Annotated in this window: 19 protein-coding genes and 1 riboswitch; of the genes, 15 read left to right on the top strand and 4 right to left on the bottom strand. The window is 48.8% G+C overall.

Features of this window, described 5'->3' with window-relative positions; translation table 11 throughout:
- Positions 1 to 255: 255 nt before the first annotated feature.
- The gene (gene purT / locus AB3Y96_RS12220) at positions 256 to 1,434 is read left to right on the top strand and encodes a formate-dependent phosphoribosylglycinamide formyltransferase (protein ID WP_072309591.1); all 1,179 of its coding nucleotides are present in this window, start codon (positions 256 to 258) and stop codon (positions 1,432 to 1,434) included.
- Positions 1,435 to 1,477: 43 nt separating this feature from the next.
- On the opposite strand, the gene AB3Y96_RS12225 is transcribed toward purT, so the two are convergent.
- A complete protein-coding gene (locus AB3Y96_RS12225) occupies positions 1,478 to 1,696 on the bottom strand; it encodes a YoaH family protein (protein WP_367299312.1) in 219 nt (72 codons plus the stop codon).
- 188 nt (positions 1,697 to 1,884) lie between these two features.
- Here AB3Y96_RS12225 and pabB point away from each other — a divergent pair, with 188 nt between their 5' ends.
- The 3 genes from pabB to sdaA all read left to right on the top strand — a co-directional run bounded on the left by pabB (position 1,885) and on the right by sdaA (position 5,998).
- On the top strand, positions 1,885 to 3,279 hold the full coding sequence (pabB, locus tag AB3Y96_RS12230; RefSeq protein WP_367299313.1) for an aminodeoxychorismate synthase component 1: 1,395 nt from the start codon (positions 1,885 to 1,887) through the stop codon (positions 3,277 to 3,279).
- Positions 3,276 to 3,848 (top strand): CoA pyrophosphatase, encoded by a 573-nt coding sequence (locus tag AB3Y96_RS12235; RefSeq protein WP_367299314.1) that lies wholly within the window; start codon positions 3,276 to 3,278, stop codon positions 3,846 to 3,848. Before pabB ends, AB3Y96_RS12235 begins: the two co-directional genes overlap by 4 nt.
- Before the next feature lie 785 nt (positions 3,849 to 4,633).
- Positions 4,634 to 5,998 (top strand): L-serine ammonia-lyase, encoded by a 1,365-nt coding sequence (sdaA, locus tag AB3Y96_RS12240; protein ID WP_025796805.1) that lies wholly within the window; start codon positions 4,634 to 4,636, stop codon positions 5,996 to 5,998.
- 110 nt (positions 5,999 to 6,108) lie between these two features.
- On the opposite strand, the gene AB3Y96_RS12245 is transcribed toward sdaA, so the two are convergent.
- Positions 6,109 to 6,984, bottom strand: coding sequence for a hypothetical protein (locus AB3Y96_RS12245; protein WP_072309595.1), 876 nt, complete (start codon positions 6,982 to 6,984; stop codon positions 6,109 to 6,111).
- A 169-nt stretch (positions 6,985 to 7,153) separates the two neighbouring features.
- Here AB3Y96_RS12245 and celB point away from each other — a divergent pair, with 169 nt between their 5' ends.
- From celB to AB3Y96_RS12275, 6 genes are all read left to right on the top strand, one after another.
- Positions 7,154 to 8,434, top strand: a complete 1,281-nt coding sequence (gene celB, locus AB3Y96_RS12250) for a PTS cellobiose transporter subunit IIC (RefSeq protein WP_040044860.1) — start codon at positions 7,154 to 7,156, stop codon at positions 8,432 to 8,434.
- 35 nt (positions 8,435 to 8,469) lie between these two features.
- A complete protein-coding gene (locus AB3Y96_RS12255; protein ID WP_367299315.1) occupies positions 8,470 to 9,435 on the top strand; it encodes a N(4)-(beta-N-acetylglucosaminyl)-L-asparaginase in 966 nt (321 codons plus the stop codon).
- Positions 9,428 to 10,909, top strand: a complete 1,482-nt coding sequence (locus tag AB3Y96_RS12260) for a leucyl aminopeptidase family protein (RefSeq protein ID WP_367299316.1) — start codon at positions 9,428 to 9,430, stop codon at positions 10,907 to 10,909. Before AB3Y96_RS12255 ends, AB3Y96_RS12260 begins: the two co-directional genes overlap by 8 nt.
- Position 10,910: 1 nt before the next feature.
- Entirely contained in the window at positions 10,911 to 11,222 is a 312-nt protein-coding gene (locus AB3Y96_RS12265; protein ID WP_040044857.1) for a PTS sugar transporter subunit IIB, read from the top strand.
- A 2-nt stretch (positions 11,223 to 11,224) separates the two neighbouring features.
- Positions 11,225 to 11,536 (top strand): PTS lactose/cellobiose transporter subunit IIA, encoded by a 312-nt coding sequence (locus tag AB3Y96_RS12270; protein ID WP_072309598.1) that lies wholly within the window; start codon positions 11,225 to 11,227, stop codon positions 11,534 to 11,536.
- A gap of 310 nt (positions 11,537 to 11,846) precedes the next feature.
- Entirely contained in the window at positions 11,847 to 13,418 is a 1,572-nt protein-coding gene (locus AB3Y96_RS12275; RefSeq protein WP_367299317.1) for an EAL domain-containing protein, read from the top strand.
- Between the two features lie 71 nt (positions 13,419 to 13,489).
- Here AB3Y96_RS12275 and AB3Y96_RS12280 read toward each other — a convergent pair whose 3' ends face one another.
- A complete protein-coding gene (locus tag AB3Y96_RS12280; RefSeq protein ID WP_072309600.1) occupies positions 13,490 to 15,049 on the bottom strand; it encodes a TerC family protein in 1,560 nt (519 codons plus the stop codon).
- 692 nt (positions 15,050 to 15,741) lie between these two features.
- Between AB3Y96_RS12280 and manX the strand changes: the two genes are divergently transcribed.
- The 5 genes from manX (at position 15,742) to mntP (ending at position 19,941) form a co-directional block, all read left to right on the top strand.
- Entirely contained in the window at positions 15,742 to 16,701 is a 960-nt protein-coding gene (gene manX, locus AB3Y96_RS12285; protein WP_367299318.1) for a PTS mannose transporter subunit IIAB, read from the top strand.
- A 65-nt stretch (positions 16,702 to 16,766) separates the two neighbouring features.
- Positions 16,767 to 17,564 carry a PTS mannose/fructose/sorbose transporter subunit IIC gene (locus tag AB3Y96_RS12290; RefSeq protein ID WP_367299319.1) on the top strand — a complete coding sequence of 266 codons (798 nt, stop codon included), beginning with the start codon at positions 16,767 to 16,769 and terminating at the stop codon, positions 17,562 to 17,564.
- 15 nt (positions 17,565 to 17,579) lie between these two features.
- A complete protein-coding gene (locus AB3Y96_RS12295) occupies positions 17,580 to 18,443 on the top strand; it encodes a PTS mannose transporter subunit IID (protein WP_072309604.1) in 864 nt (287 codons plus the stop codon).
- Positions 18,444 to 18,506: 63 nt separating this feature from the next.
- Positions 18,507 to 18,965 carry a DUF986 family protein gene (locus AB3Y96_RS12300; protein ID WP_040044853.1) on the top strand — a complete coding sequence of 153 codons (459 nt, stop codon included), beginning with the start codon at positions 18,507 to 18,509 and terminating at the stop codon, positions 18,963 to 18,965.
- Between the two features lie 179 nt (positions 18,966 to 19,144).
- Positions 19,145 to 19,360, top strand: a riboswitch (yybP-ykoY riboswitch).
- Between the two features lie 8 nt (positions 19,361 to 19,368).
- A complete protein-coding gene (mntP, locus tag AB3Y96_RS12305) occupies positions 19,369 to 19,941 on the top strand; it encodes a manganese efflux pump MntP (RefSeq protein ID WP_367299320.1) in 573 nt (190 codons plus the stop codon).
- A 57-nt stretch (positions 19,942 to 19,998) separates the two neighbouring features.
- On the opposite strand, the gene rlmA is transcribed toward mntP, so the two are convergent.
- Positions 19,999 to 20,811: a 23S rRNA (guanine(745)-N(1))-methyltransferase gene (rlmA, locus tag AB3Y96_RS12310; RefSeq protein ID WP_367299321.1), complete on the bottom strand. Its 813-nt coding sequence runs from the start codon at positions 20,809 to 20,811 to the stop codon at positions 19,999 to 20,001.
- Positions 20,812 to 20,984: the final 173 nt, after the last annotated feature.

The raw sequence follows: 20,984 nt of genomic DNA on the forward strand, positions 1-20,984 counted from the left end.
CACTTACCGACGTATTTTTTTGTCTGTTACCTACATCCAACCGCAACTCATATCTGAATATAATTAATCTCCTGAATAAATAATTAGCAACACATGTTATCCAAGTCAGCTTGGCGGGCTGTCAGGTGTTTTATGCTTGGATAAAATTGGCAGCCCAGCCTTATTTTCATGACGCGAATTAAATCGAATTACTGACACGCAAACGTTTTCGTATATACTGCAACCGATTTTTGGCCAGCTCATAGGATGATGATTATGTTGTCGATTGGAACTGCACTCCGCCCACATGCCACTCGCGTCATGCTTTTAGGGTCCGGTGAATTAGGTAAAGAAGTGGCTATCGAATGCCAACGTTTAGGCATTGAGGTTATCGCCGTCGATCGCTATGCCGATGCGCCGGCCATGCAGGTTGCCCATCGTAGCTATGTGTTAAACATGTTAGACGCTGAGGCCCTAAAAGAGCTGGTCGAGCGTGAACGCCCTGACTTTATCGTGCCAGAAATTGAAGCTATCGCCACATCAATGCTGGTTGCGTTGGAAAATGACGGGCAAAAAGTCGTTCCTTGTGCGCGAGCGACGCAGCTCACCATGAACCGCGAAGGCATTCGTCGTCTGGCCGCTGAAACACTAAAATTGCCCACCTCTCCTTATTGTTTTGCCGAAACAGAGACGGAGTTCAACGCTGCTACGCAAGAAATTGGTCTGCCATGCATTATCAAACCCGTCATGAGCTCATCCGGCAAAGGCCAAAGTTTGATTCGCCATGTCGATGAAATGGCTAGCGCGTGGCAATATGCGCAGTTAGGTGGCCGCTCGGGTCAAGGGAAAGTGATTGTTGAAGGTCTGGTGAAATTTGATTTTGAGATCACCTTACTCACCATTAATGCCTGTGACGGATTACATTTTTGTGCGCCAATTGGTCATCGTCAGCAAGACGGCGACTACCGTGAATCATGGCAACCTCAGGCGATGAGCGACATCGCGCTAGCTAAAGCTCAGGAGATCGCCGGTAAAGTCGTTCTGGCTCTGGGTGGCTATGGGCTATTTGGCGTTGAGTTATTTGTTTGTGGCGACGATGTCATCTTCAGCGAAGTATCACCACGCCCGCACGATACAGGTATGGTGACGCTGATTTCTCAGGACCTGTCAGAGTTTGCACTGCACGTTCGCGCATTTCTTGGTTTACCTATCGGTAATATTCGCCAATTTGGCCCAAGCGCCTCTGCGGTGATCCTGCCACGTTTGCACAGCAACGACGTTGTTTTCGAGAACGTGAAACAAGCATTACAATCGCAAACGCAGATAAGATTATTTGGCAAACCAGAAATCGATGGCACCCGCCGTTTAGGCGTGGCGTTAGCATATGAAGAGACGGTTGATAAAGCGATTGCGCTGGCCAAGCAAGTCAGCGGCGGTGTGGTAGTGAAAGGATAGGACACCACGGCGCGGAAATCTCTCCGCGCCGCTTTATTACTGACTATTCTTCGTTTTGGTTTTGGTTTTGGCTTTCGTTTTCATTTTCATCTTCGTCATCAAATGAGACTTGGATATGTGCGCCGGTATGGTTGGCGCGAATTTCCGCCGCAACCAGAGCAATGGCTTCGCCGCTGCTCATACCCTGCTCCATCAATTTGTGAATGCGATCGGCAGCCTCTTGCTGTTCTGTATGTGATAACGCTGGCATTCCGCTGTTCATCAATAACTCCTGCTGCTGAATGGTAATACGGGGGCAAGAGTATAGCCGCAAACAGCCCACAAACCTAGATAATGCAGGGGCATTTATCCGCTAATATTGCCTGTAATTTATGATAGTCTTACCTTTGTCATATCGACATCGACGTTGAACCAAAATATCTGCATACCTATAAAAGTGATCTCTCGTCCATGACTGCCATAACCTCGTCACCTGCTGCATTGTCACGTATTGATTTAGACTACACTCCGGATGCCATGCTGCATTATTTCGCTCCGCTCGCCCAGCAACCTTGGGCAATGCTGTTGTATTCAGGCGGCGCTAATCATCCCCATAATCGGTTTGATATTTTAGTCGCCGAACCTGTGCTTACCTTAACCACACGTGACCATCAAACCGCTATTGCCGAAAACGGCAATATTCGTTATAGCGAGCAAGACCCTCTGCGCTTAGTTCAAGCAGAATTATCGCGTTTGCTGCCAGCGATGTCGGAACAAGCCGATACCCCGTTTTGCGGCGGTGCCGTTGGCCTATGGGGCTACGACCTTGGGCGACGTTTTGAAACCTTGCCTGAACAAGCTAATGCCGACTTATCAACGCCTGATATGGCAGTAGGAATTTATGATTGGGCATTAATCGCCGACCACAGGTTAAAACGCTTAACCTTAATCGTTCATGGCGATGCCCAAGCACGCCTCGCATGGTTGACTGCGCAGGTAGAAACACCGCAGCCTTCTCCCTTCCAATTAACCTCCTCTTGGCAAGCCAATTTAACTCAGGAAGAATATAGCCAGCGATTTGCCCGCATTCACGACTATCTGCGTGCGGGCGACTGCTATCAGATTAATTTGACCCAACGCTTTAGCGCTGGCTATAAAGGCGATGAATGGCAGGCTTTTTTACGTTTAAATGAGCAAAACAAAGCGCCTTTTTCAGCGTTTGTGCGCTTACCAGAAAGCGCGATTTTGAGCGTATCCCCTGAGCGTTTTTTACAGCTTAAACAAAAACATATCTCAACGCGTCCCATCAAGGGCACGCTGCCGCGCTTAGCCGACCCTGCTGCCGACAAATTACAGGCGCAGAAGCTGGCCAATTCCCGTAAGGATCAGGCTGAAAACCTGATGATTGTCGATCTCATGCGCAATGATGTTGGCCGAGTTGCCCAACCGGGCAGTGTGCGCGTCCCCGAACTCTTTGTCGTCGAGCCCTTCCCCGCGGTACATCATTTGGTGAGCACCATCACCGCCACGCTGCCAAACAATCTCACGGCAACCGATTTGCTTCGCGCATGTTTCCCCGGTGGTTCAATCACCGGAGCGCCCAAAATTCGCGCCATGCAGATAATTGAAGAATTAGAACCTCAGCGACGTAATGTCTACTGCGGCAGCATTGGCTATATTAGCTGCTGCGGGAATATGGATACCAGTATCACCATACGTACGCTGCTAGCTGAGAATGGCAAAATACACTGCTGGGCCGGCGGTGGCATTGTCGCTGACAGTCAGGTCGAGGCGGAATATCAGGAAACCTTCGATAAAGTGGGAAAAATATTGCCGATCCTTGGTGACGTTGAGGTGCCTGCATGATGAAGCTCTCTCCTGAACTCACCGAGTTTGTAGCTCGCTTTCAGCTTCAAGCGCCGATCCAAACTAGCGAAGGGCACAATCTGCGCCAAGCCGCCGTGCTAATCCCTATCGTTAATCGCCCACAGCCGACGCTATTACTCACTCAGCGCTCGAGCCATCTGCGCAAACATGCTGGGCAGGTTGCCTTTCCGGGAGGAGCCGCCGATGCGACCGATAGCTCTTTAATTGCTACGGCGTTACGCGAGGCTCAGGAGGAAATCGCGTTATCTCCTGAGTGCGTTCACATTCTCGGACAGCTACCGGCGGTAGATAGCATTACCGGTTTTCGGGTAACTCCCGTTGTCGGACTCCTGCCTCCTAATATCACTCCTATCGCCAGCGAAGATGAAGTTTCTGCCGTCTTTGAAATGCCACTGCGGGAAGCGCTCGCCCTCTCCCGCTATCACCCGCTAGATATCCACCGAAGTGGGCATAGCCATCGGGTCTATCTGTCTTGGTATGAGCATTTTTTTGTTTGGGGTATGACGGCCGCGATTATTCGCCGACTGGCTCAACAGATCCATATTTAGACACATTGAATTTGCATCAAAAAAACTAATCCCATATCTCAACAATAGAGTTGGTTTATTCCCTTATCTCCATGGATTAGAGATTCCTCGATCCCTATCACTCTCTTTTTTTTGTTATCCGCTAAAGTGAACCCTATAAACCTTGGTAAATACGGGTAAATTCGTAGCTCATTACTTGATTTATCTGGCATATGTCGCAATATCATAGATAAGTCACTATGAATTTGTATGTTTGCAGTGGCAGATGTTTTCGTCAGACTACCTTTTCAAGCGTAGGGGAAAGCCGATCAAGTGACGGTTATTTGTCGCATAAATCCGCTCACAGACCTCACCCGATGTAGGGTTAATCGTTTTTTTTTGCGTTTGTTATAGATAAATTGAGGGATTGCACGTGCGTCACTCGTTAAGTTCGGCTATTGTTGGCGCGCTTTAGTCATGACGTGAGCAATATGCGAATTATTACATTAATTTTTATAATGTGAATCTGCTTCCACGGCAGCAAGCGCATTGAACGTTAGAGCAAACAGCACCAGAAAAAACACCACGGACTAACGGTGGCAAATCCGTTTTCCGCAGTCTATACCCTAAATAATTCAAGCGGCTTGAAGGCGGCAAACCTGTGAGTCCCCCCGGAGCTAACTCTAGTAAGTAACTGGGGTGAGCGGGTGCAGCCAACGCGTAAGCAGCTTGAAGTATGAACGGTATAATAACTTTTATATAAAGACAGTATTTCACGAAGCACGATTATATGTTTCTGAAAGCAATGTCTACTAAGGAGTCCCAACGTGATTAGCGTTTTCGACATGTTTAAGATCGGTATCGGCCCTTCCAGTTCACATACCGTGGGCCCGATGAAAGCCGGCAAACAGTTTGTCGACGATCTGATTGATAAAGGGTTGCTACCTTCTGTCACGCGCATTTCCGTCGATGTTTATGGCTCACTCTCCCTTACAGGTAAAGGCCATCATACTGATATTGCTATCATCATGGGACTCGCAGGCAACATGCCTGATACCGTGGATATCGATGCAATTCCGGGTTTTATTCGCGACGTAGAGCAACGTCAGCGCCTGCTGTTGGCTCATGGCCAGCATGAGGTTGATTTCCCACGCGAAGGCGGGATGAACTTCCGTAGCGATAACCTATCGCTGCATGAAAACGGCATGCAAATCCATGCATTTGCCGGCGAAAAATTGCTGTATAGCAAAACTTATTATTCTATCGGCGGCGGCTTCATCGTTGACGAAGAGCACTTTGGTAAAGATAGCGCGGGCGGCGTGACGGTGCCTTACCCGTTCCACTCCGCGCAGGAGCTGCTGGATCATTGCAAAGAGACCGGGCTGTCTATTAGCGGCCTCGTTATGCAAAACGAACTCGCTCTGCATACCAAAGATGAAGTTTATGCCTATTTTGGCGACGTGTGGGCAACCATGCAGGCCTGTATCGACCGTGGTCTAAATACTGAAGGCCTTCTGCCTGGGCCACTGCGTGTACCGCGCCGTGCATCGGCATTACGCCGTATGCTCGTCACCACCGACAAATACGATAAAGATCCGATGACGGTGATCGACTGGGTGAACATGTTTGCCTTAGCGGTTAACGAAGAAAACGCCGCCGGTGGCCGTGTCGTTACTGCGCCAACCAACGGTGCCTGTGGCATCGTTCCTGCGGTACTGGCCTACTATGACCACTTTATCGAACCCGTTACACCCGACGTTTTCGTGCGCTACTTCTTGGCTTCCGGCGCAGTTGGCGCACTGTACAAAATGAATGCGTCAATCTCCGGTGCTGAAGTGGGTTGTCAGGGTGAAGTGGGTGTAGCCTGTTCGATGGCGGCAGCGGGTCTGACTGAACTGATGGGCGGCAGCCCTGAGCAAGTTTGTATCGCGGCAGAAATTGGCATGGAGCACAATCTGGGCTTAACCTGCGACCCCGTTGCGGGTCAGGTACAAGTACCTTGCATTGAGCGTAATGCCATTGCCTCGGTGAAAGCCATCAACTCTTCACGTATGGCGCTGCAGCGCACCTCAGAACCGCGTGTTTCGTTGGATAAAGTCATCGAAACTATGTACGAAACCGGTAAAGATATGAACGCGAAATATCGTGAAACTTCGCGTGGCGGCTTGGCGATTAAAGTTCAGTGTGATTAAGCCGTAGCTGAACCCGCGCAATAGCTAATTTTCGTTGGTAGGCCTAAAGCCCTAAGCGTGCTATCAGTCAAACTGATAACGGCTTGGGGCTTTTTCATTCTCTATGCCAATTACTGTGCAAACTCTCGCCAAAACGCCTCCGGCGTCAAACCACCAAGTTTTTTCTGTGGCCAGCGTTGATTGTACTGTTCACACACCTGTTGCAGAAAAACATCAAGGTCAGTATTCCCGATGGCAGGAATCAACTCGCTCAAGAAACACTCCAGTCGTAACGTAATATCAGCGATATCCTCTGCTCTTAGCGTCAATGGTAGCCCATGTTCTACGCTCCACTGCTGTAATGGATGATCGGGTGACAATTCATTCCCGAACAGTTTCTTATTTTCAGTCTCAACAGATTGTATAGCGGCAGGCGTTATTTTCATCATCGCTTCCAGCCAATGTACCACCAGCGTAGGAGAAGCTCCTGCATAAGCGCGTGCTGCCATCCAGCCGCTCACCTCTTCTTGCGCCCACAGAATATGATGTTCACCACCGTCTTGAGGCAGCAAACTCACGCGCTGATAAAATAAACGTAGCTTCCCTAGCTTAATTCCAGCCTTTACGGCCTTCTTGCCGCGCAGCTCGCGTGCCTCCAACACGTTCATATGCGCCAATTCTGCACGTCGCATATAGCGGTCTAAACCCGCGCGTGAAACACTTTGCTGCATCCCTAAATTAACCAGAGTGACCAGCTCATCCAGTGGGATCATCAGCTTTTGTCTCAGCCAGTTGATCAGCATGCTTTGCTCTGGTCTCAGCACTTTGTGAACATTTTTCGGTGCCGTATGTTGATCGACAACATCTTGCCGCTGTCGCCAGCGGCGCACCGTCGCCACCGAAATGCCAAGCTCTTGCGCTAGCACCCGATCGCTCTTGTCAGACTGCTGGATATACCGTCGAACTCTGGGCGTTGTTGTTGCGTTAGCGTGTAGCTTAATTTCCATTTCAGATCTCCTCGAACGATCGAATTAATGATATCCAATCATGTGAGACTTGTTTGTTGTAACCGTCACATTGTGAACTAACGCAACTTTATCATCACCTCATTCACACATAATCGCCGCATTAAGATCCTGTTACTTCATCATTAAAAAGCAATTTACGGAGTTCTCTATGAGCAACGTTTTAGGATTTCTTGAGGCGAAACTGATGCCACTGGCGGCCAAAGCGGCGCAGCAGCGGCATCTGTGTGCGATACGTGGCGCCTACGTTTCATTCATGCCATTTATCATTGTCGGCTCCGTTTTACTGATTATTTCGTCATTTCCCAGCCAAAGTTATCAGCAGTTTATGACCGGCATGTTTGGCGCAACGTGGAGCAATATCGTTGAAATACCGTTTAACGCCGTCTTCTCTACCATGTCGCTGTTCATCAGTTTTTTAGTCGCCTATCGGCTAGCGGAACACTATGAAGAAGACCGGGTGTCTTGCGGCATTTTGGCGCTGGTTTCTTTTCTGATCCTGACGCCTTTTATTAAGGTAGAGGCGCTCGGCAATATTACCGTGGTTCCCACCGAGTGGATCGGCAGTAAGGGGCTGTTTGTCGCTATGATCGGCTCGCTGTTATGGACCGAGCTATTTTGCTTTTTAAAGCGTAAAAAACTGGTTATCAAAATGCCGGAAGGTGTGCCACCGGCGGTACAGGAGTCCTTCGCTGCATTAATACCAGCGCTGGTTGTGATCGTACTGGTGTTAGCCATTCGCATCGTTTTCGAACATACGCATTACGAAACCATTCATCAGTTCATCTATCAAGTGGTTGCCACACCGGTGCGCCATTTTGGCACCTCCTATGTTGGCGCGCTGCTCACGGTGTTATCGATCACCATTCTATGGTCGGTTGGGATTAACTCCGGTTCAATGGTGAACGGAATTATTCGTCCACTATGGATGGAAAATCAAACCGACAACATTGCGGCCATTCAGGCAGGTGTTACACCGCCGCACATTATTACCGAGCAATTTTTCGACATGGTCTGGATGGGGGGCGCGGGGGCTACGCTCTCGCTGGTCATCGCTATGCTCTTTTTTGCCCGTAGCAAAAGTATGCGTGAGGTTGCCCGCCTAGGCGCTGGCGCATCGGTATTTAATATCAACGAACCTATCCTGTTTGGCCTGCCTATCATCATGAATCCGATCATGCTGATCCCGTTTAACTTAGTTCCATTGGTTCTAGTGACCGTTCAATACATCGCCATGAAAATCGGCATGGTTGCCGTCACCACCGGCGTATTTATTCCATGGACTCTACCACCGGTCATCAGCGGGTTTATCGTCACCGGCCATATCAGCGGTAGCTTGATGCAAATCGTCAACCTGCTGATTGGAGCCATGCTGTATCTGCCCTTCCTGCGCATTCTGGATAAACAATATTGCGTTGCTGAAAAACAATAGATTGTGTCTGTTATACAAAGAATTAGGAGCTTTACATGTGGGGAATGATCGCGACATGGCGCATGGCGCTAGAAGGCATCACACACGCCAGCACCCTGCTGGCGAATGGGGAAAAGTCAGCCAAAGCCGTGGTCAATGCCGTTGCCGACGTTGAGGATTTTCCATTTTATAAATCCGTCGGCTATGGCGGTTTGCCAAGCGAAAACGGTGAAGTTGAATTAGACGCCGCCTTTATGGATGGCGATACCTTAGCGTTCGGCGCCGTGGGTAACCTGGTCGATATCGCTAATCCGATTCGCGTAGCTCATGCCCTGAGTCGAGAGCGATTCAACAGTGTGCTGGTGGGCGTTGGCGCCCGTGAGTGGGCGCTGAGTCAGGGATTCACCGAAAAAACCATGCTAACTGAGCGAGCGATGCAACACTACCGCAAGCGCTGTCGCGAAACCATCGATCGGGGACTAAGCCCCTACGATGGCCATGACACCGTCGGCATGATTGGCCTAGATACCCGCGGTTCGATGAGCGTGGCAACGTCCACCAGCGGTTTATTCATGAAACGTCGCGGCAGGCTGGGTGATTCCCCTATCATCGGCTCTGGATTCTATTGTGATAGCCAAATCGGTGCGGCAACCGCCACCGGCGTTGGCGAAGATTTGATGAAAGGCTGCACCAGCTACGAGATCGTACGACGTATGGAAGGCGGAATGACACCACAGAATGCCGCCGACTCGGTGATATTTGAGCTTGAAGACAAACTCATGGCGCGCTTTGGCCGCGTGGGGGATTTGTCAGTGGTTTGCATGAATAAACTGGGTGAATTTGGTGTCTCTACCAATATCAAAACATTTTCATTTGTTGTCGCCACCCGCGATCTTCCTCCTACCGTTTACCTCGCCGAGCGTCAATCCGACCGCACCCACTATGTCCCTGCCGATGAAGCTTGGATGAATGACTATGCGGCGCGGATCCGCGCACCTATCGGAGAACCTCAATATGATTAAGTCTCAGGTAATCAGCGCTACATCACATGACGTATTATCGAGTGAAAATAGCCATCTTATTTCCTTTGCTGACAGCGCGCTGTTAATACAAGCCGATATCAATGCGGCGCTATTATCGGCTCTACAAAAAGACGCAGTAAACTCCGTTGCCGACTGTGCCTACGGCTGCGCCCCCTTTGGTCGAGTGACCTTATTACCAAAGGATCACTGGTTAGATTCGACAACCTATAAGCTCCACGCCGCACTGCGCCCCCTATTACGCAAAACGACATGCCCTGAACTGGTTGTTGATTGCAGTCTATGGGACACAAGCGAAAGCAGGCACCGCGCCATGCTCTCTTCATTGCTGATCTTCTTGTTTAATCTGGATTATCAACTGAGCGATTTAGGGCTCAAAACGCATGCAGAGCCTACGGTTCGGATTAAACACATCTCCCTTTGCTGTCGGCCACAAGATCAAGCCGCGGTGGAGAAAATACGCCGTCAGGCTGAAGCATCCGCCATTGGCATGATCGCCGCTCGCCGTATCGCAGACGTTCCCAGCGATAAATGCACACCTGAATTTGTGGTAACGGAAATTGAGAAAATCATCGCGCCGTATCGAACATTGCGCTGTGAGATTTTGGAAGAAACACAGATTGAGCGCCAAGGCTTAGGCCTGTTGCATGCCGTGGGTAAAGGCGCAGCCAACCCGCCACGCTTAATGGTTCTACGCTATGAAGGCCGCGCCGATGGGCCATTCAGCGCCTACGTGGGCAAGGGAATTACCTTCGATACCGGAGGGCTATGGCTCAAAGGCGGCGAAGGCATGTATACCATGAAATATGACATGTGCGGTGCCGCCAACGTCTTTGGCTTACTACTCGCAGCCGCCGAAATGGCGCTTCCAGTACGCTTGATTGGCGTGTTGGCGCTAGCTGAAAATATGATCGGCCCAGAAGCCATGCGGCCAGGTGACGTTGTCACAAGCTATGCGGGCCTTAGCGTTGAAATTAACAACACCGACGCAGAAGGACGACTGGTTTTAGCCGACGCCATTGCCTATGCCAGCAAACTCACCTTAGACGATCAGCATCCGCAGTACATCATCGATATGGCAACGCTAACCGGTGCCGTCGTCAAAGCTTTGGGCTATGACCTCAGCGGATTATGGAGCCAAGATCCCGAACTCAGTCACAACCTCACGCAAGCCGGACTGCACACTCGCGATGAAGTGTGGTCGTTGCCACTCGACACACGCTTTGCGCCACAGGTTGAAAGCGCCATTGCCGATGTTTGCAACACCCCGACCAACAACGCCGCCATCAGCACGTCGGCGGCTTATTTTCTAAGCCGCTTCTGCCCAGCAGAGATCCCTTGGGCACATCTCGACATTAGTGGAACCGCGCTGTGGCGCGAAAGTGGCCGTAGCGTCGCCTCTGGACGCCCTATCCCTCTTTTAATGCAGCATTTGATAGAAGATTTGGAGAAATAACATGAAAAAAATTCTGTTGGTTTGTGATCTTGGTATGTCGACCAGTTTGATGGTTAAGAAAATGCTGGAGTCTGCCAAAGCACGCGGCATCGACGCTGAAATTTGTGCAAAATCAGTACGTGATTATAAAACCTGTGCTGCCGATTTTGACGTTGCCTTATTAGGGCCGCAGATCCGCTACAAGCTGCCTGAATGCGAAAAAATCGCTCAGGAGCACGGCAAGAAAATCGCCTGTATCGATATGATGGCCTACGGCACCATGAAAGGCGATAAGGTGCTCGATCAGGCATTAGCGTTGATTGAAGAGGCTTAAGCATGGATCTTGAAAATGAAGTGATGGAGCTCATTGCCAACTCAGGCTATGCACGTAGCTTAGTCTTCCAAGCTATCCGCTGCGCACGTGAAGAAAAAGATTTTGCTCAGGCCGAAACTTACATGCAGCAGGCGCAAGAAGCGTTATCTTCAGCTCATCATGTGCAAACCAAACTGATCGAAATGGATGAGGGAACAGGAAAAATCCCAGTACATTTAGTCATGGTTCACGCACAGGATCATCTGATGAATGCCATTATGCTAATGGAATTAGGCCGCGAAATTATCGCTCTGCACCAACAATTCGTTCACTAAGTTGGCTTCCCCCTTACAGAAAGTAAGGGGGCTTGACACATATCAGCAAAATAAATGGCAACCGCTGACGTATTTCCCTATCAGATTTTTCTCTAAGTCTGTATAGAAAACAATAAGTTCTGTGTAGATAAATCCTAATTTAGCCGCTTTTTAATCACGTGGCGGTTTTATTATCCTTACAATATCGATCTCACGTTGATATTTACGCTACTATCCGTCCACATTTTCTTTTCAATAGCTACACTTACGCAAAGAGTGAACAATTCATTGAATGTATGTTGGCTAGGATTTTCCTGTCAAAGGATGCTTGATGCGCTTCTCAAAGGTGGCTGTTAAAAAGTATCGCTTGTACCGTTTACTGCTCGCTGCTGGAGCAGGATTGTTTGCTTTTGCTATTTCGATGGGCGGACGCTACAGCCAAGAGCTAGATACCGTACGCACCGCACAGCATAAAGCCGCGCTTTCTGCCGTTCAACAAATCGACCGCCTGCTTAACTCAGCCAATGAAATTTCAACCACCCACAACGAACTGGTTAACAGCAGTTGTCCTCAGGCTCAGCCACGTTTGCTGAATATGTCAGTGCAGTTGCAGACCGTACGAGCGATTTTGTTGGTAAAAAACGACGTTATTTTTTGCTCTAGTCTGTTCGGCCATCGCGATTATCAGCTTGATGTGATGTTTCCTACCTTTGCCAAACCCGGGCATAACCTGATGTTGAAAGCGGCATTATTGGTTAAACGCGGGAGCCCTACGCTGCTCTTCTGGGTACCGACTCGTACGGATCCTCACAGCGGTATGATCCACGTCTTTCATATCGCCATGCTGTCGAGCTTTATTCTCGAGCCGCAAAAGCCCTATGTGAACTACATGGCCCTCAACGTTGAAGGACAAACGTTGATTTATGGGCAAGAGATGATTCGGCAAACGCGAGATATTACGGATAAACCCAGCGTCGCGCTTAATTCTAGCCAATATGCTTATTCCGTGGGCGTCTTTTCCGATCCTGATTGGCAGCTCGCGCTACGCTCTCTTCCTCAGCATATTCCGCTCTCGCTGCTGGTCTTTTTACTGGCTGGCATTATCGTCTTTATGGTTTCGGCTAATAGGATGAATTTGGCCTATCACATCTCTTCGGCGATCCAGCGCAAGCAATTCCAGCTATTTTGCCAGCCGATTATTCAAAGCCAGAGCGGAGAATGTGACGGCGTTGAGATCCTGCTACGTTGGCATGATGAGCGCCAAGGTTGGATCTCTCCGGATATTTTTATTCCTCTGGCCGAGCAGCATGGTTTGGTCCAATCGCTTACGCGCCACCTTCTGTATACGCTAGAACAAAATCGGCACCTGTTCCCACAATCGCCTGATTTTTATATCAGTATTAATATTGCCGCCGAGCATTTTGCTCAGGGGCAACTTGCACGCGATCTGCATAATCTGTGGTATCAATTTAATCCTGAGACCAAGCTCATGCTAGAACTCACTGAGCGCACAGAATTGCAGACAGCAGATTATGCACAGCTCGCTGAACTGCGCGCGATGGGGGCATCTTTAGCACTGGATGATTTCGGCACCGGGCATAGCTCACTGAGTTACTTGCAAAATCTGCATCCTGACGTGCTGAAAATTGATAAGACGTTCTGTGCAACCATCGGTACAGATGCCATCAATGCCAAAGTGCTCGGCAGTATTGTTGCGTTGGGTAAAGAGCTCAAATTGAAGCTCATCGTTGAAGGGGTTGAGACTCGCCAGCAGGCTGATTATCTGCGCCAATTAGGCGTTTGTGCGATGCAGGGGTTTTACTTTGCACGTCCGATGCCTATTGCAGAGTTTCCGCATTGGCTAGCTCAGCAATATGCCAAACACAAAAAAAGTGGTGATTGAGCCATTAAATTTCCCTCCCCATAGGGAGGGAAATATTAGCCGTTGTTATTAACTGCGGCTATTAACGTTTGTTATTCGTCCTCATGCTCATCATGCGTTTCAATACGCTCAATGTGGATCAGCTCAATGCGATAATCTTTAACTTCCATGACTTGGAAACGTAGACCGTGCAGCTCTAATTTTTCACCGGCCTGCGGCATCTGATCAAAATGAGCCAACAGCAAACCGGCCACTGATGCGCAATCAGAAGAAGACTCGCTGACCAAGCCATCCCAGCCTAGCATTTGCTCCAAGGTATGCAGGTCAGTACCGCCTTTGACTAACCAGCCATTTTCCTGTTTGATGACATCCAGCGTTTCATCTTCATCAGGGAATTCGCCTGCAATTGCTTCTAATACGTCCAGCGGCGTCACCAAGCCTTGAACCATGCCAAACTCGTCGCTTACGATGACCAAACGCCCTTTTGCCTGGCGTAATACATCTAGCACGTTAATCACATCTAAACTTTCTAGCACCACGATTGGCGCACTTTTCGCGGCATAGTCAGCCACAGAGATCCCTTCATCCAAAGCCACCAGCAAATCTTTGGCTCGGACAATGCCAATCAACTGGTCTAATTCACCGTCGCAAACAGGGAATAGACTATGGGGTGTTTCCAGCAGTTGGCGGCGAATTTCCTGCGGCGTGCGTTGGCAATCCACCCAGGTAATCTCATTACGCGGCGTCATGATGGTACGTAAAGATCGCGATGCCAGCGTCAAAACGCCGCTGATCATATAGCGTTCTTCAGCAGCAAAGGTCTCTTCCTCTTTGGCCGCTACCACCTCTTCGCTACGGTGACCATTCTGTTTATCTTTCTTACCGCCCATCATACTGATGATGGCCTCAGCAGTACGCTGACGCATAGGCAGGCGGCGCTCGTGTTTGATATGGTTACGACGCGCAATCTGGTTAAACATCTCGATAAGAATTGAGAAGCCAATCGCGGCATACAGATAACCTTTTGGAATATGCAGGCCGAAACCTTCTGCCAACAAACTCAAACCAATCATCAGCAGGAAGCTTAAACACAGCACCACGACGGTTGGATGTTCGTTAACAAAGTTGGTCAGCGGCTTAGAGGCCAGCAGCATAATCACCATCGCAATGACAACCGCACTCATCATCACCGGCAAGCTATCTACCATGCCGACTGCCGTGATCACGGCATCAAGCGAAAACACGGCGTCAAGAATGACAATCTGCACCACCACCGACCAGAAACTGGCATATCCTCGGTTGTTCACCTCATGGGTATGTCCTTCCAGCCGTTCATGTAACTCCATGGTGGCTTTAAACAGGAGGAACAGCCCCCCGACGAGCAAGATTAAATCTCGCCCTGAGAAGCTAAAATCGCCTACGCTAAATAACGGACGCGTTAGCGTCACCATCCATGAGATAACGGACAACAGCCCCAGTCGCATCAGCAGCGCTAGAGAAAGGCCAATAATACGCGCCTTATCTCGCTGCTTCGGCGGTAGCTTGTCTGCCAAGATCGCAATGAAGACTAAATTGTCTATGCCCAGAACAATTTCGAGAACCACCAGCGTGAGTAAACCCACCCAAATTGACGGATCGAGTAAAAATTCCATGTTTTATTCCGCGTTAATGTGAAAAGAGAATTGTTGAACGGCAACAGGATCTTGCTGTGCACGACGTTTCAGCCCGTTCGAATATCGGCTAAAACTAAGATTTGATTTCCAACGACCTGCGATATAACGCAAAGCATTAAGAAAGCATGCATTCAGCAAAGACAAGCCACGGAACAAAACATCACCGGGCATAAAGAATAGTGTAGAGAATAGCGAAGAAATTAAAGGGCGTCGGGGACGGTCCATACGGTGGGTTTAACCCAATACTCCTGACAATGATAAGTAACTTTATGCTAGCAAGAAATAAAGCTATCCAAAAGGGCATCAGCGCACACATTTTGTCATTTTTTGTCAATAGTCTGTTACTCATATTGCGCATAAATCCAGCATCTAAATATTTCTTATAATTTACATGTGCTAATAGCAGATGGTCGTCACATAAATTATTTTTTTACTGACTAAAATAAATCTCGCTGAAGAAGATTTGGGATTTTTCGCCTGAATCGATTCATGAAGCTAACTGATTGATACTTAAGATACTTAGCATTCATCAGTGAGATCCAAGAATTATTTGGCGAGCAGTTACTCCACAAGGACGTATCTACAAACGGTTTTTTGACTTAATTCCATGCTGAGAAAGTGAGTTATTTCACACCGTAAAAGCATGCTAGCAAGTAGAGAGGAGGTAGCGAGTGAGTATTGCTATTATCATCGGCACTCACGGGGCAGCGGCTGAGCAATTGCTCAAAACCGCAGAAATGCTGCTAGGCGAACAAAGCAACGTTGCCTACATTGATTTCGTTCCCGGTGAAAATGCTGAAACGTTAATTGAAAAGTACAACGAGAGATTGACCCACTTAGATACCAATAAGGGCGTCATCTTCTTGGTTGATACTTGGGGTGGAAGTCCTTTCAATGCGGCAAGCCGTATTGTCACGGACAAAGAGCACTATGAAGTGATTACCGGCGTCAACGTTCCAATGCTGGTAGAAACGTTCATGGCTCGCGACGATGACCCTAGCTTTGACGAGTTGGTTGCATTAGCGCTGGAAACAGGCCGTGAAGGCGTCCGAGCACTGCGCGCAAAAGAACCTGAAGTTGCCAAACCACAGCCAAAACCGGCTGCGCCAAAAGCACCTCAGGCTCCGATGAGCCCAGAAGACCACATGAAGATCGGTTTAGCACGTATCGATGACCGCTTGATTCATGGTCAGGTTGCTACTCGCTGGACAAAAGAAACTAACGTGAGCCGCATCATCGTTGTGAGTGATGAAGTTGCTGCTGACCACGTTCGCTCCACCCTGCTTAAACAGGTTGCTCCTCCAGGCGTTACCGCTCACGTGGTTGACGTCGAAAAAATGATCCGTGTTTATAACAACCCAGCTTACGGTCGTGACCGCGTCATGCTGCTTTTCACTAACCCAACCGACGTGGTTCGTTTAGTCGAAAACGGTGTGAATATCACCACTGTAAACATCGGTGGTATGGCGTTCCGTCAGGGCAAAACTCAGATCACCAACGCAGTATCCGTAGACGAGAAAGACATCGAAGCATTCAAAAAACTGGATGCACGCGGCATTGAATTGGAAGTCCGTAAGGTCTCCAGCGATAGTCGTCTGAAGATGATGGAATTAATCAATAAAATGAACTAACGCTGAATCGCGCACTTGCCGGTTCGTGTTTTTAAACTCAGCTCTTTGGTTAGAGGAGAAGTGCAATGGAGATTACAACTCTTCAGATTGTACTGATATTTATTGTTGCGTGTATTGCAGGGATGGGTTCCATCCTTGATGAATTCCAGTTTCACCGTCCGCTGGTGGCTTGTACCCTGATCGGTATCGTTCTGGGTGACATGAAAACCGGTATCATTATCGGTGGTACTCTGGAAATGATCGCTTTGGGTTGGATGAACATCGGTGCGGCTGTTGCACCTGATGCGGCACTGGCCTCCATTATTTCCACCATTCTGGTTATCGCCGGTGGGCAAAGCGTTGGTGCTGGTATCGCACTGGCCATTCCATTGGCAGCAGCAGGTCAGGTTCTGACCATCATCGTTCGTACTATCACCGTGGGCTTCCAGCACGCGGCTGACGGCGCGGCCGAGCGTGGCGACCTGCGTGCGATTAGCGTTCTGCACTGCTCTGCATTAATCCTGCAAGCAATGCGTATCGCAATCCCTGCGGTTGTTGTTGCAATTTCTGTAGGTACTGATGCTGTTCACACCATGCTGAATGCAATCCCTGAAGTCGTGACCACTGGTCTGGCTATCGCGGGTGGTATGATCGTCGTAGTTGGTTATGCGATGGTTATCAACATGATGCGTGCTGGCTACCTGATGCCTTTCTTCTATTTAGGTTTCGTTACCGCTGCGTTCACTAACTTCAACTTGGTTGCGTTGGGTGTTCTGGGTCTGATGATGGCTATTCTGTATATCCAACTCAGCCCTAAATACAACAAATCTCAGGTTGTACAAGTTGCCGCCGGCGATAACGGCCTTGATAACGAATTAGACTAGGAAAGGGTGAGAGAAATGGTTGATACAACATCATCAGTTGCAACTCCAAAAACTGAAACGAAACTCACCGCAGGCGACCTGCGCAGCGTATTCCTGCGCTCTAACCTGTTTCAAGGTTCATGGAACTTTGAACGTATGCAAGCATTGGGTTTCTGTTTCTCCATGGTGCCGGTTATCCGTCGCCTGTATCCAGAGAACACAGATGAACGCAGGCAGGCAATCAAGCGTCATTTAGAATTCTTCAACACACACCCATACGTTGCGGCCCCTATTTTGGGTGTTACAGCGGCGATGGAAGAACAGCGTGCGAACGGTGCTCCGATCGACGATGGTGCCATTAACGGTATCAAAGTGGGTCTGATGGGACCGTTAGCCGGTGTGGGTGACCCAATCTTCTGGGGTACCGTACGTCCTGTATTTGCAGCGTTAGGTGCAGGTATTGCGATGACCGGTAGCCTGTTGGGCCCTATCCTGTTCTTCGTTCTGTTCAACCTGGTTCGCCTGCTGGTTCGTTACTATGGCGTAGCTTACGGTTATAAGAAAGGTGTTGATATCGTTAGCGATATGGGCGGTGGCTTCCTACAGAAACTGACGGAGGGGGCATCGATCCTAGGTCTGTTTGTTATGGGGGCCTTGGTTAACAAGTGGACGCATGTCAACATTCCACTTGTGGTATCCCGTATCACTGACCAAACCGGTCACACCACGGTAACCACGGTTCAGACCATTCTGGACCAGTTGATGCCTGGCCTGATCCCACTGCTGCTGACCTTCGGCTGTATGTGGCTGCTGCGTAAGAAAGTCAACGCACTGTGGATCATTATCGGCTTCTTCTTCATTGGTATCTTCGGCTACTGGATCGGTCTGCTCGGTCTGTAATCGTATGAATAGCCGGATAGGGTTCGCCCTATCCGGCTTTTTTATTTTGTGTTTGGAGTATTCATGTCTTTAACTGATATCGCACTGCTGGCTTTTATCCTGCTGTTTATTCTTTACGCCGTCTATGATGAAATCATCATGCCAAGGCGTAATGGAAAAACACGCTTACAGGTTAATTTAAAACGTCGTAATAAAGCCGACAGTGGAATATTTGTTGGATTGTTAGCCATTCTTGCGTACCAAAATATTACTAATAATGGTTCTCATTTCACAACATGGTTACTCTTTACTCTGGCAATTATCGCTATCTATGTTTTTTATATTCGCTGGCCAAAAATATTATTTAAAGAAACCGGTTTTTATTACGGTAATGTTTTTATTTTATACAGCCGAATCAAAAATATGAATATGTCAGAAGATGGCTATCTGGTTATTGATTTAGAGAAACGCAGGTTACTGATTCAAGTCGCTAAAATGGACGATTTAGACTTAATCTTAAAGTTTTTCGTTGAGCAGAAATAACCAATACGCCCTGCTGTTAATGAGATTCAGTACATTACTCCTGCTATTTGTACTGGATCTTTACTCTCCTAAAACGTTATTACTTGTCCGACACACCCCAGTTAATAATAATTATCATTAACATTGATTTCCCCTGCAAAATATGCCGTTGTTATTATCTAAAGAAATAGAGTATGATCGCCTCCGTCAATTTGGGGAGTAGCCGGCGTTCTAGCTGATTAATATTCAGTTTTTGAGCGCGCTCGTGTCAACATACTCGTTCCTAGCATGGAACGTGGTGCGAGCAGCCCGCTTGCTGATCATCAGCATTCAAGCGTGGACAGGCGAGACCATAGACACGTAGCTCCGTCGTATGGTTGGGGGTGGGCTGCGTGTATATGGAACACCCGGCCGAGTATTTTTCATGAATTTATCCGCAACAGTTATCCTCGCTTTCGGCATGTCTATGGACGCTTTCGCTGCGTCAATTGGTAAAGGTGCCGCGCTGCACAAACCTCGTTTCCGTGAAGCATTCCGTACTGGTCTTATTTTTGGTGCCGTAGAAGCGATTACCCCGCTCATTGGTTGGGGAATTGGTCTACTGGCCAGCAAGTTCATTATGGAATGGGATCACTGGGTCGCCTTTGCCCTGCTCTTCATGCTCGGGAGTCGTATGGTTTATGAGGGCTGGAAAGGCAACCATGATGAAAATGCTGAACCAGTGCGCCGTCACGGATTCTGGCTGCTCGTCACCACGGCAATTGCAACCAGCTTAGATGCAATGGCCATCGGCGTCGGGTTAGCCTTCCTACAGGTCAATATCCTCCACACCGCGATGGCGATTGGTTTAGCCACGATGATTATGGCGACGTTGGGCATGATGATTGGTCGATTTATTGGCCCGCTGTTAGGCAAGCGCGCAGAGATTTTGGGAGGCGTGGTACTTATCGGTATTGGCTTCTCGATTTTATATGAGCATATCGGTCCTTTCTTCTAAGAACTGACGGTATAAAAATGCCCGCGTAATGCGGGCATTTTTATGTCACTCGAACGCTCAATCACGGCGATACACACGAATAGCAAAATCTGTTTCGCACTCAAATTCAGCGCTACTTTTCAATGTTTCTGCTACATCAGGCGTCGCTCGCCACGCGAAAGGCGTCATTTGCAACAAATTAGCGGCCTGCTCTCCTGGCAGCATCAGGGTGTAGGCCAGCTGTTGCTCATCAATAAGCGTGAAACCCTCAAACGTTTCAGTCTTCTCCGCATGCAGCTGTACAGAGTCATAAACTTGCGCCTTCAGTTGGTAGAGATGGCGCGGAGCCGGTGACACTGTCACAAGAATACCCTGTTGAGCAACAACACGAGCCAGCTCTTCCGCCTTGCAAGGTGCATAGATGCGAATAACAGCATCCATCGAGGCATCGGCGTAAGGCAGACGATGACTTGAAGCAACACAGAAAGAGACCGTCGGGTAACGTTTAGCCGCATAGCGAATAGCAACCTTGGCAATATCTAAGCCAAAAACCGCAATATCCCGCTCTCTAAACTGTTTTGCCACTTCAGAGGTGTAATATCCCTCGCCGCAGCCAATATCGAGAATACGACGGGTTTGAGGCGCTATATGCGTCTGAATCGCATGGCAAACGGCTTCACGCAGCGGCTGATAGTAGTTTTGATCCAAAAATGCACGCCGCGCCTGCATCATTTCAGTACTATCCCCCGGCTGCTTGGAGTGTTTGTGCTGAACAGGCATCAGATTTACGTATCCCTCTTTTGCACAATCAAACTGGTGATTATTGGCGCAACGCCACTGATGATCGTTTTTTTCCAGCGGTTGCTGACAAAGAGGACACTGATAAGGCATTAGATTTCCCGCATACTGACGTTAAAGCCCAACAGTCTAAATAACGCCAGCCAGCGATGCAACTGACGAAGCACCTCAAACTAACAGCAAAATACCTTACGGCCCCCTTTTCTAAAGCGCCAATAATCCCTAAGCTGAAGCCCTCAGTTTGATAAACGTCGAATAGGACAGCG

Origin of the sequence: Hafnia alvei (assembly GCF_964063325.1) — a bacterium.
In the GTDB taxonomy this organism is placed as follows: domain Bacteria; phylum Pseudomonadota; class Gammaproteobacteria; order Enterobacterales; family Enterobacteriaceae; genus Hafnia; species Hafnia alvei_B.